This window comes from Deinococcus sp. LM3 (assembly GCF_002017875.1).
Lineage (GTDB): Bacteria > Deinococcota > Deinococci > Deinococcales > Deinococcaceae > Deinococcus.
In genome coordinates this window covers 30,026-41,687 of record NZ_MUFV01000002.1, presented here as the reverse complement: position 1 = coordinate 41,687, position 11,662 = coordinate 30,026, and the positions used below count along the sequence as shown (strand labels likewise).

Here is an 11,662-nt window from a genome sequence, read left to right as displayed (position 1 = left end):
AACGGAATCCGTGTCAGGGCCTGCCCCGCCCGCCGGTGCCGGGGGGCGGCCCAGTCAGGAGAACGGGCCGGTCAGGAGAAAGGGGCCGGGGATGGAGGCCGGGTCACTTCTGGTAGATCAGCGGGACGGGGTTGTAGCCGGGGATCACGCCGAGGTTGTAGATGTAGTTGCCGTATTTGTTGCTGACCGCGCCGATGTTCTCGGGCTTGGCGATGGGTGTGACCGGGAGGTTCTGCGCGAACAGCAGCTGCCAGCGGGTGTACAGGGCCTTACGGGCGCTGGCGCTGGTGGTGGTGGCGGCATCCTCGAAGATGGTGTAGATCTCCTTTTCCCAGCCGGTCATCTTCGCGACGTTGGGTTTGTCGCCGTCACGGGCGGGCTGGAGGCTGCGGTGCCAGTAGTACAGCGCGCCGCCGGGCTGCCAGATGGGTTTACGCAGTTCCGGGTCCGGCTGGTCGCCGAAGGCGTGCAGGATCATCTCCCAGTCGCCGCTCTGGCCGGTGGAGAGCAGTTTGCTGCTCAGGATGCCGCGCAGGTTGACTTTCACGCCGACCTTGGCGAAGTCGCTCTGGATGATGGTGGCCATGGCGGGGTAGGTGCTGGAGTCGGTGCCGTAGGTCAGGTCGAATTCCAGGGGCCTACCGTTCGGGAGCAGGCGGATGCCGGCGCTGTTCTTGCTCTTCAGGCCGAGCGCGTCGAGGGCCTGTCCGGCGGCCGCCACGTTGAAGCTGCCGAGCTGCGGTTTGGTGTTCGCGTACCAGTCCTTGTTGACGGGCGCGACGCCGTGACCCGGCAGGCTGGCCAGGCCGTTGTAGACCGTGTCGATGATGCGTTCGCGGTTGAGCACGCCCTGCATGGCGCGGCGGAAGCGTACGTCGCTGAACAGTTTCGCCAGGGCGGGGTCCTTGGCGTCGAAGTTGTACGCGACGAAGGGCGGGCTGCCGAACAGGGCGGTGGAGCGCGTGACGCGGAAGGGCGCGCCGGACACTTCCTTCTGTTTCAGGTCCGGGAACTGCGCGCCGCTGATGTTGAGCTGGTCGAGGTTGCCGGCCAGGAACTGCGCCACCTGCGCCTGCGGGTCGCGGATCACCAGGAATTCCAGGCGGTCGAGGTACGGGAGTTTGGTGCCCTTGCCGTCCACCTTCCAGTAGTTGGGGTTGCGGGTCAGGGTGACCTTCTGCCCGGCGGTGTACGTGGCGAGCCGGAAGGGGCCGGTGCCGACGACCTCGCTCTCGGCGACGTTGGTGGGCCACGCGCCGTTGATGTCGCTGGCCTTGGCACCGCCCTCGACGGAATACTTCAGCAGCTTGTGCTTGGGCATGATGAACGAGCGCATCTGCAGCAGGAACGCGGGGCTGGGGCGCGGCAGTTCGAACCGGACCGTGTACTGGTTGACGCGGCTGATCTCGACGGGTTTGCCGTCGAGTTTGAAGCTCGCGGCGTCCCCGGCGCGCGCCTCGGGGTTCATGATCATGTTCTTGAAGGTGAACACGACGTCGTCGGCGTCGAAGGTCTGACCGTCGCTCCACTTGACGCCCTGGCGCAGCTTGAAGGTGTAGGTCCGGCCGCCCTCGCTGACCGCGTAGCTCTCGGCGAGTGCGGGCTCGAGTTTGTAGGTGGCGTAGTTGAATTCGAGCAGGCCGTCGAACAGCTGCTGCGAGATCAGGCCGAGGTTGTTGTCGATGACGCCGTAGTAGAACAGGCTCTGGGGGCTGTCGCCGAGCGGCAGGGTGTACGTGCCGCCGGGTTTGCCGTCGGTGACGCCCAGGCTGCCGTAGCCGCTGACCTTCTTGGGCGCGGCGAGGGCGCCGCCGAGCAGGGCCAGGGTGACCAGGGACAGGGCGGCGGTGCGGGCGGGGCGGTTGGATCGGGTCATGGAATCCTCCGGTGCGTGGCGTTCGGCCGGCCGCCTGGGTGGGGCCGTGTCAGGGGAGTATGAGGCGGGGCGCGGAAGTGGGTTGTTTCTTACCCTGCTAGCCTAATACCACTTGTTGTCCACTTGCAACCCTGTTGCAAATTGGTATGAGGGTGGTATGTTCGTGGGGATGCCAGAACCCATCTCCACCTGGGCCATCCCGCTGGACACCGGGAGCGCCACACCCGTCTACGTCCAGGTCGCCCAGGGCCTCGCCCACCGGATCGAGAGCGGCCAGCTGCGGCGCGGCAGCGCCCTGCCCGCCGAGCGCGACCTGGCCGCCACGCTGGGCGTCTCACGCGTCACGGTCCGTCAGGCGCTCGCGCTGCTCTCCCAGCAGGGCCTGCTGTCCCGCCGGCACGGCAGCGGCACCTTCGTCACGCCGCCCGCCCAGCCCGGCGACCTGCCCAGCCGCCCACTGTCGCTGCTCGCCTCGTTCTCCGAGGACGTCCGCTCGCGCGGTCAGACACCCGGCGCGCGGGTCCTGAGCTTCGAACGCGCCCGCCCCACCGCCCACGAGGCCATGAGCCTCGCCCTGTCCCCCAACGAGACCGTGTACCGCCTGCGCCGCCTGCGCACCGCCGACGGCGAGGCGCTGGCCATCGAGGACTCCACCCTGCCCGCCTCGCTCGTCGGGGAACTCGACGAGCGCGCCGTGCAGGACGCCAGCCTGTACGCCCTGCTGCAGGCGCGCGGCCTGAGCCCGGTCCGCGCGATCCGCCACCTGCGCGCCGTGAACGCCGACCTGCACCTCGCGCCGCTGCTGGGCGTCAGCGTGGGCGCGGCGCTGCTCGCCACCGACCGCGTCTCGTGGCTCGAGGGCGGCCGCCCCATCGAGTACGCCCGCGCCCACTACCGCGGCGACCGCTACGACTTCGTGATGGAACTGCGCGGAGACGCCCGGTGAACTCCCGCCCGCCGCGCGTGCTGGGCCTGATGAGCGGCACCAGCGCCGACGGCATCGACGCCGCGCTGCTCGAACTGCCCGGCTGGCCCGCCCTGGGCGGCGTGGGCGGCGCGGAACGCGGCGGGTCCCCCATGCCGGCCCTGGCCCGGCTGGGTGACGCCCCGCGCGGGCAGGTGATCGCCCACACCTTCACGCCGTACCCGCCCGCCCTGCGCGGCGCCGTGCTGGCCGCCATGCGCGGCGAGGCGAGCACCGCCGACCTGACACAGCTGCACTGGCAGCTGGGGGAGGCGCTGGCCGCGGCGGCCGCGCCGCACGCCGCGCAGGCCGACCTGATCGCCAGCCACGGCCAGACCGTGCAGCATCATCCCCGGCCCGACCCGGCGCGCGGCTGGGCGCGGCCCGCCACCCTGCAACTCGGCGAGGCCGCCGTGATCGCCGCCCGCACCGGCCGCCCGGTCGTCTCGGACTTCCGGCCCGCCGACCTGGCCGCCGGGGGCGTGGGCGCGCCGCTCGTGCCGTTCGCGGACTGGGCGCTGCTGGCGCAGCCGGGCGTGACCCGCGCCGTGCTGAACCTGGGCGGCATCGCCAACGTCACGCTGCTGCCGGGCCTGGACCCCGGCGCGGTGCAGGCCTTCGACACCGGCCCCGCCAACTGCCTGCTCGACGAGATCGCCGCCCGCGCCGGACAGACCCACGACGAGGGCGGCGCGCTGGCCGCCGCCGGGCAGGTCCACGCGCCCACCCTGGACCGCTGGCTGGCGCACCCGGAACTCGCGCAGCGGCCCCCCAAGGCCACGGGCCGCGAGGTCTGGACCCTCGACCGCCTGGACGCGCCGCCCCTGAGCCTGCCGGACCTCGCCGCGACCGCCACCGCCCTGAGCGCCCGCTCGGTCGCCGCCGCGCTGCGCTTCCTGAACGCCCCGCCCGGGGAGGTCGTCGTGGCGGGCGGCGGCGCCCGCAACCCGGCGCTGATGCGGGCGCTGCGCGAGGCGCTGCCCGTCCCGCTGCGCACCTTCCGGGACGTGGGCTGGGAGGACCGGGGCTTCACGGACGCCACCCGCGAGGCCGCCGCCTTCGCGTTCCTGGGCTACGCCCACGCTCAGGGCTGGCCGAACACCCTGCCGCACACCACCGGCGCGCGCCACGCCGCCCTGTGCGGCAAGTGGACGCCCGCCCCCCCTCACGCCCCCGCAGGAGACCGCCCATGACGCACGCTGACGTTCCCTCCCCCGATCCGACCACCCAGCCCGGCGGGGCCACGGCCGACCCGCGCCGCACCGAGGGCGTCCACCCGGACCACCCGGACCTCGACCGGCTGCCGCTGGGCGACCTGCTGGACGTCCTGACCGACGATCAGCTGGGCGCCGTGCAGGCCGCGCGCCGCGCCGCGCCCGCCCTGGCCGGCGCCGCCGCCGCCGCGCTGCCCCGCCTGGAACGCGGCGGGCGGCTGGTGTACGCCGGGGCCGGCACCAGCGGCCGCCTGTGCGTGCTGGACGCCACGGAACTCACGCCCACCTTCTCGTGGCCGCCCGAACGGGCCGTGCCGCTGATCGCCGGAGGGGAGCGCGCCATCCGCAGCGCCGTCGAGGGCGCCGAGGACGACCGCGCGGCCGGTGAGCGCGACGTGCGGGCCACCGGCATCGGCCCGGACGACGTGCTGATCGGCGTGGCCGCCAGCGGCACCACGCCGTACGTGCTGGGCGCGCTGCACGCCGCGCGGCAGGCCGGGGCGCTCACGATCGGCCTGTCGAACAACCCGGACACGCCGCTGCTGCGCGAGGCCGAATGCGCCGTGCTGCTCGACACCGGCCCGGAAATCATCAGCGGCAGCACCCGCCTGAAAGCCGGAACCGCGCAGAAGATCGCGCTGAACAGCCTCTCGAGCGCCCTGATGGTCCGGCTGGGCAAGGTGTACGGCAACCTGATGGTGGACCTGCGCGCCAGCAACGAGAAACTCGAGGGCCGCGCGCTGCGGCTGGTCATGTACGCCACGCGCGCCCCGGAACCCGACGCCCGCGCCGCCCTGCTGGACGCCGGGGGTCAGGTGAAGGTCGCGGTGGTCGCCCTGCGCCTGGGCGTCAGCGCCGCCGAGGCGACCCGCCGACTGGACGCCGCGCACGGTCACGCCCGCACCGCGCTGGGCGAGGCCTGACGTGATCGTCCCGGCCCGCACCCGCGCGCTGCTGGACGCGGCCGTGCAGGACCCGCAGGGCCCGTCCGCCGCCGCGCTCGGCGTGGTGAGCGCCGCCGGGGAGCGCGTCACGCTGCACCTGGGCCGCCCCCGCCACGCGCCCGACGCCCCCCCGCTGAGCGGCGGGGACTGGTGGGACCTGGCCAGCCTCACCAAGCCGCTGCTGACCGCCCGTGAAATCCTGCGCGCCGCCGGGGACGGCCTGCTGGACCTCGACGACCCGCTGTCCCGGCTGCTGCCGGACCTGGCGTGGATGCAGGACACGCCGCTGCACGGACGCACGCCCCGCCAGCTCCTGACGCACACCGCCGGGCTGGGCGCCTGGACGCCCCTGTACACCTGGGGCGACCCCGGGACCATCCGCGCCCGCTTCCTGCAGGAACCCTGGGAGGTCACGGAGCCCGGCCCGGTCCGCTACTCGGACCTGGGGTACGTGCTGCTGGGCCGCGTGCTGGAACGCGCGCGCGGGCAGCTCCTGAGCGACTTCACGCTGGACGCGGGCCTGACCTTCACGCCGGACCCGGCCCGCACCGTCTCCACCGAGGTCTGCGCGTGGCGCGGCCGGCTCCTGACCGGCGAGACGCACGACGAGAACGCCGCCGCGCTCGGCGGGGTCGCCGGGCACGCCGGGCTGTTCGGCACACTGGACGGCGTGCTGGATCAGGCCGAACGGCTGCTGCGCGGCGGGTGGCTCCCGGCCGCCGCGCAGGCCCTGGCCCTGCGCCCGCACGCGCCGGAACGCACCCTGGCGTTCGTGCACGCCTGCCCCGGCTGGAGCGGCGGCAGCCTGTGCAGCCCGCAGGCGGCCGGGCACACCGGCTTCACCGGCACCGGCCTGTGGGTGGACCCCGGCCACGGCCTCGCCTGGGTGCTGCTCACCAACCGCGTTCACCCGACCCGGCACACGCCCTTCGACATTCAGGGCCTGCGCCGCGCCGTGGGCAACACCCTCCAGGCAGCCCTGGCCGCGCCCTGAGCGCAGCGCATACGGGAGCGGGCATACGGGAGAGGGAGGCCACACCGGCGCGTGTGACCTCCCTCTCCCCCGCTGCTTGCGTCCGTCTTCAGTCGGCGGCGTTCACGGCCTGGGGCACGCCCTTCACGAGGGGCAGGCCGTCGGCGCCGAGGGGTTTTTTCAGGATGCCCAGCATGACGGTGCTGACCACGGTGCCGGCCAGGATGGCGACCACGTACATGGGCAGGTTCGTCACGGCGTTCGGGATGAACAGCACGAAGATCCCGCCGTGCGGGGCGCGCAGCAGGCACCCGGCCGCCATGCTGATCGCGCCGGCGGCGGCGCTGCCGGCCATCAGGGCCGGAATGACGCGCAGCGGGTCACGGGCCGCGAAGGGAATGGCGCCCTCGGTGATGAACGACACGCCCAGCACGCCGGCCGCCTTGCCGGCCTCGACCTCGTCCTTCGTGAAGCGGTTTTTGAAGACCAGCGTCGCCAGGAACAGCGCCAGCGGCGGGGTCATGCCGGCCGCCATGACGGCCGCGATGGGGCCGTACACCTTGGCGCCCAGCAGGCCGGTGCTGAAGGTGTACGCGGCCTTGTTGATCGGGCCGCCCATGTCGAAGGCCATCATGGCGCCCAGCAGCGCGCCCAGCAGGCCGGCGCTGGTGTTGCCCAGGCCCTGCAGCCAGGTGGTCAGGCCGGTCAGGGCGGCCGCGACAGGCTGGCCGATCACGAACATCATCAGCAGGCCCACGGCCAGGGTGCCCAGCAGCGGCAGCAGCAGCGTGGGTTTCAGGCCCTCGAGGGTGCGGGGCAGCCGGATGGAACGGGTCAGCCACAGCACGACGTACCCGGCCAGGAAGCCCGCGATGATGCCGCCCAGGAAGCCGCTGCCGGTCAGGCCGGCGAGGAAGCCGCCGATCATGCCGGGCGCGAGGCCGGGCCGGTCGGCGATCGAGAACGCGATGTACCCGGCGAGGACCGGCACGAACAGACCGAACGCGCCGTTCGCGCCGATCTTGAACAGGGTGTTGCCGAGCGTGCCGGCGTACTTGTCCTCGTAGATGAAGATGCCCTGATCCCCGAACTGGAATGAGCCGATGGCGAACGCCAGGGCGATCAGCAGGCCGCCCGCGACCACGAACGGAAGCATGTGCGACACGCCGGTCATCAGGTGCTTGTAGAAGGCGGGCACGCCCGCGTTCTTGCTGGCCTTCGCGGCGGCGGCCTGCGCCACGAAGTCGGGGTTGCCGGCCGCCGCGCCGCCGCCGGCCGGCCCGCCGTGCACGGTCGCCTGGGCGAGGGCGGTCGTCACGACGGCCGCGCCGTCACGGATGGCGGGTTTGGTGCCGGTCACGTACACGCGCTTACCGGTAAAGCGGCTCAGGTCCACGTTCGTGTCGGCGGCAATGACGACCAGATCCGCGCGGGCGATGTCGTCGGGTGTCAGGGCGTTGCCGGCGCCGACGCTGCCCTGCGTCTCGATCTTGACGGTGTGCCCGAGTTTCTTCGCGCCGCCTTCCAGGCCCTCGGCGGCCATGAAGGTGTGCGCGATCCCGGTGGGGCAGGCGGTGATGCCGACCACGTGCAGCGGGCCGCCCGTGGAGGCCGTGGCGGGAGCGGGCGTGGGGGCCGGGGCGGAGCTGCCGGTCGCGGCGCGGGTGATCAGGGCGGCGGCGTCCGCGATGACCTCGCGGGTGCTGGCGCGGATGATGATCTTCCCGGCGAAGCGCCCCTCGTCGACGTTCACGTCGGCGGCGAGGATCACGGCGTCGGCGGCGGCGATCTCGGCGGCGCTCAGGGCGTCCTGCGTGCCGACGCTGCCCTGCGTCTCGACCCGCAGGGTATGACCGGCGGCCTGGGCGGCGCGGCGCAGCGCCTCGGCGGCCATGAAGGTGTGGGCGATGCCGGTGGGGCAGGCCGTGACTGCGACGATGTTAGCCATGGGGGAACTCCTGTGGACGGAACTGGAAAAGGGGCGGGGCAGGCAGACGGGAGGATCAGGCGGGCGTGACCTCGACCTGCGCGGTCAGGTCGGCCAGTTCGGCGGGGGCGGGCAGGTGCGGGCCGAGGCGGGTGATGGTCCCGGCGCTGAAGCCCGTGGCACGCCGCGCGGCGCCTTCCAGGCTCAGGCCGCTCAGGTGGGCGCTGACCAGTCCGGCGACCATGGCGTCCCCGGCGCCGACGGTACTGACGACCGTGACGCGCGGCGGCCGGGCGAACACGGCCCCGGCGTCCGTGACGATCAGCGCGCCGCGTTCGCCCTGCGAGACGGCCACGATCCGCGCGCCGCGTTCCAGCAGGGTGCGGGCGGCGGCGAGGATCCCGGCGTCGCCCGTCAGGGGGCGGCCCAGCGCGGCCTCCAGTTCGTGGATGTTGGGTTTGATCAGGTCCGGCAGAACCGGCGCGGCCAGCGCGGCGGTCAGGGCCGGGCCGCTGGTGTCGAGCGCGACGAACACACCGGCGCGGCGCAGCCCGGCCGTCAGGGTGGCGTAGTGGTCGGCGGGCACGCCGGGCGGGAGGCTGCCCGCCAGCACGACCACGTCGGCGTCGGCACCCAGGCGGGTGAGGACCGCGCCCAGTTCGGTCAGCGTGTCCGGCGTGGCGCTCAGGCCCGGCAGGTTGAGGTCGGTGGTTTCCTGCGCCGCGCCGTCCACGAGTTTGATGCCCACGCGGGTCGCGCCGCTCACGCGCACGAAGGCGTCGGTGACGCCCTTGTCGCGCAGCAGGGCCTCGAAGGGCGCGGCGTTGTCCTGTCCGAGCAGGCCGGTGGCGGTGACACTCAGTGGTTCGCCCGGCCCGGTGCGGTTGCAGTCGGCCCGGCTCCAGTCCGCAAGGATGCTGGCGACGTTCACGCCCTTCCCCCCGGCGGTCTGGTGCAGCTCCTGCCCGGCGTTCACCTGCCCGCGCTGCCAGCCGTCGGCGCGCACGGTCAGGTCCAGCGCCGGGTTCAGCGTGAGGGTCACGACCCGGCCGGGGCGGGCGGTCATGCGCGGCCCTTCCCGGTGCCGGCGTGCACGAGGGCGCGCACGGCCTCGGCGTTCGGCTGGCCGAGTGCCTGGGCGGCCAGGGCGCGCAGGGCGGGCAGGTCGTGCTGGCGCAGCGCGGCCTTCACGGCCGGAATCTGCGGCGGGCTGACCGACAGTTCCCGCACGCCCAGTCCGGTCAGGATCAGCGCGCCGACCTCGTCCCCGGCGGCGCCGCCGCACACGCCGACCCACCGGCCGTGCGCCTCGGCGGCGTCCACGGTCAGCTTGATGAGTTGCAGCACGGCCGGGTGCATGGCGTCGGTCTGGCGGGCCAGTTGCGGGTGCAGGCGGTCCATGGCGAGGGTGTACTGCGTCAGGTCGTTCGTGCCGACGCTGAAGAAATCCACCTCGGCGGCCAGCAGCGGCGCGAGCAGCGCGGCGGACGGCACCTCGATCATCACGCCGAGCGGGATGCGGCCCACGCCGAGTTCCTCGCGCACGCCGTCGAGCAGGGCGCGGGCGCGGCGGAAGTCCTCGAGGGTGCTGATCATGGGGAACATGACGTGCACGTTCGGGTGGTCCTTGGCCACGCGGGCGACGGCGCGCAGCTGCGGCATGAACAGGTCCGGGCGTTCGAAGCACAGGCGGATGCCGCGCAGGCCCAGGAAGGAGTTGTCCTCGCGTTCCAGGCCCAGGTACGGCACTTCCTTGTCGCCGCCGATGTCCAGCGTGCGGATGATCAGGGGCCGTCCGTCCATGGCCTGCGCCATGGCGCGGTACTCGCGTTCCTGCTCGTCCTCGGTCGGCACGCTGTCGCGTTCCAGGAACAGGAACTCGGTGCGCATCAGGCCCACGCCCTGCGCGCCGGCGTCCAGCGCGGCGGGCGCGTCGGCGGCGCGGTTGATGTTCGCGGCGATCTCGACGGGCGCGCCGTCACGGGTCGCGCCGGGTTCGTGGCGGGCGGCGCGGGCGCGGTCACGTTCGGCGTTCAGGACGCCCTGACGGTCCCGCGCGGACTGCAGGTCGGCGTCGCTGGGGTTCAGGTACAGGCGTCCGGCGCTGCCGTCCAGGATGGCGGGCGTACCGTCGGGCACGTCCAGCAGGCCGGTCCCGGCAGCGACCACGGCGGGCAGGCCCAGGCCGCGCGCGATGATGGCGGTGTGGCTGGTCGGGCCGCCCTGCGCGGTCACGAAGCCCAGCAGGGCGTCCGGGCCCAGGCGGGCGGTGTCGCTGGGCGTCAGGTCCGGGGCGAGCAGGATGGCGGGGCCGCCCTCGTGGGCGCGTTCCTCACCCAGGCCCAGCAGGTGGCGCAGCACGCGGCGCTGCACGTCCCCGAGGTCCACGGCGCGGGCGGCGAGGGTGGGGTCGTCCAGGCGTTGCAGCTGCGAGACGCGGTCCTGCGTGACCTGCTGGTACGCCCAGGCGGCGCCGCGCCCGTCGAGGATCAGCGCGACGGTGTCCTGCACGATGCCCTCGTCGGACAGCAGTTCGCGGTGCGCCTCGAAGATGGCGGCCTTGTCGGCGCCGTAGCGTTCGCGGGTGGCGGCGATGGTCTGGTCGAGTTCCCGCCCGGCCGCCGTGAGGGCCTGATCGAGCTGCGTGGCGGCCTCCAGGGGTTCGCCCGGCGTGTCCGTGACGGTCAGTGGCCGCGCGGCGTACTGGCGGGTCTCGCCGATCACCAGACCGTCGGCGGCGGGGACGCCCTCGATGGTCGCGCCGACGTGGGCAGGCTGCCAGTCGGGTTCGCGGCGCGCGGCGGGCGCGGCGACCGGGGCGCTCAGGTCGTCGCCCAGTCCGGCGCGGATGGCATCGGTGACGGCGCGCAGGGCCGCCTCGCTGTCGGCGCTGACGGTGAAGGTCGCGCCGCGCGTCAGGCCCAGGCTGAGCAGTTCCATCAGGCGCAGGGCGTCGGCGCGGCGGTCGCCGTGCGTGAGCTGCACGCGGGCGCCCAGGCGGCGGACCAGGGTGGCCAGGGCGGTGCCGGGGCGGGCGTGCATGCCCTGCGGGTTGGGCAGCGTGACCTGCGCGCTGAACGGCAGGGCGGGCGCGGTGGCCGGGGCGGGCTGGGCAGGCGCCACCGGGGCGGACTGGCCGGTCAGGGCCTCGCGCAGCTGGGCCGGGTCGCGGGTGACCGACAGCCGCTCGACGAGGGCGTCGTCGGACAGAACGCGGGTCAGGCGGCGCAGGATGTCCAGGTGCTCGTCGCTGGCGGCGGCGATGCCGATGACCAGCCGGACCTGTTCACCGCCCTCGCCCCAGACGACGCCCTGCGGGAGTTGCAGGACCGCCAGTCCGGTGCGGTGGATCAGGTGGCGGGTGTCGGGCGTGCCGTGCGGAATGGCGATGCCGCTGCCGAGGTAGGTGTTCGCCTGGGTCTCACGGGTCAGCATGCCCTGCAGGTAGGCGGGGTCGGTGTAGCCGGCGCCGCTGAGGAGGGCGGCGACCTGGGTGATGGCGTCTTCCTTGCTGGTGGCGTGCGCGCCCAGCTGGATCAGCCTGTCGGGAAGTTCGGTCATGTGTCCTCCTTCGGGTCGGGCCGCCTGCCGCGCGGCCGCACTCAAGTTCTGGTGATTCCTGACGAATCATGATTAATTTTGAGCAATTCAGAGCATACGACCCGGCCGACCCGGCGGACAAGTGGCCTGCACCACCATTGCCCAGACAGCCCGCAAAACCCGACAGCAGCGACCTCTACCAGCCTGCCAGCCCACGCCGCCCG

At 73.5% G+C, this 11,662-nt stretch carries 8 protein-coding genes; 4 read left to right on the top strand and 4 right to left on the bottom strand.

Features of this window, described 5'->3' with window-relative positions:
• Nucleotides 1–103: 103 nt before the first annotated feature.
• Nucleotides 104–1,876: an ABC transporter substrate-binding protein gene (locus tag BXU09_RS14545; protein WP_078305079.1), complete on the bottom strand. Its 1,773-nt coding sequence runs from the start codon at nucleotides 1,874–1,876 to the stop codon at nucleotides 104–106.
• Nucleotides 1,877–2,045: 169 nt separating this feature from the next.
• Between BXU09_RS14545 and BXU09_RS14540 the strand changes: the two genes are divergently transcribed.
• The 4 genes from BXU09_RS14540 to BXU09_RS14525 are packed head-to-tail and all read left to right on the top strand — an operon-like array spanning nucleotide 2,046 to nucleotide 5,992.
• On the top strand, nucleotides 2,046–2,822 hold the full coding sequence (locus BXU09_RS14540; protein ID WP_144012246.1) for a GntR family transcriptional regulator: 777 nt from the start codon (nucleotides 2,046–2,048) through the stop codon (nucleotides 2,820–2,822).
• Nucleotides 2,819–4,033: an anhydro-N-acetylmuramic acid kinase gene (locus tag BXU09_RS14535; protein ID WP_276205847.1), complete on the top strand. Its 1,215-nt coding sequence runs from the start codon at nucleotides 2,819–2,821 to the stop codon at nucleotides 4,031–4,033. The genes BXU09_RS14540 and BXU09_RS14535 overlap by 4 nt, the downstream gene beginning before the upstream one ends.
• On the top strand, nucleotides 4,030–4,977 hold the full coding sequence (locus BXU09_RS14530; RefSeq protein WP_078305077.1) for an N-acetylmuramic acid 6-phosphate etherase: 948 nt from the start codon (nucleotides 4,030–4,032) through the stop codon (nucleotides 4,975–4,977). The genes BXU09_RS14535 and BXU09_RS14530 overlap by 4 nt, the downstream gene beginning before the upstream one ends.
• Nucleotide 4,978: 1 nt before the next feature.
• Complete coding sequence (locus BXU09_RS14525) at nucleotides 4,979–5,992, top strand: serine hydrolase (protein WP_240501379.1); 1,014 nt, start codon at nucleotides 4,979–4,981, stop codon at nucleotides 5,990–5,992.
• A gap of 88 nt (nucleotides 5,993–6,080) precedes the next feature.
• Here the strand turns inward: BXU09_RS14525 and BXU09_RS14520 are convergent, their stop codons facing one another.
• Genes BXU09_RS14520 through ptsP form a run of 3 tightly spaced genes read right to left on the bottom strand, consistent with a single transcriptional unit; the run spans nucleotide 6,081 to nucleotide 11,459 of the window.
• Nucleotides 6,081–7,919: a PTS fructose-like transporter subunit IIB gene (locus BXU09_RS14520; RefSeq protein ID WP_078305076.1), complete on the bottom strand. Its 1,839-nt coding sequence runs from the start codon at nucleotides 7,917–7,919 to the stop codon at nucleotides 6,081–6,083.
• 55 nt (nucleotides 7,920–7,974) lie between these two features.
• Nucleotides 7,975–8,964, bottom strand: coding sequence for a 1-phosphofructokinase (pfkB, locus tag BXU09_RS14515; protein WP_078305075.1), 990 nt, complete (start codon nucleotides 8,962–8,964; stop codon nucleotides 7,975–7,977).
• Nucleotides 8,961–11,459 (bottom strand): phosphoenolpyruvate--protein phosphotransferase, encoded by a 2,499-nt coding sequence (gene ptsP, locus BXU09_RS14510; protein ID WP_078305074.1) that lies wholly within the window; start codon nucleotides 11,457–11,459, stop codon nucleotides 8,961–8,963. The genes pfkB and ptsP overlap by 4 nt, the downstream gene beginning before the upstream one ends.
• Nucleotides 11,460–11,662 lie beyond the last annotated feature (203 nt).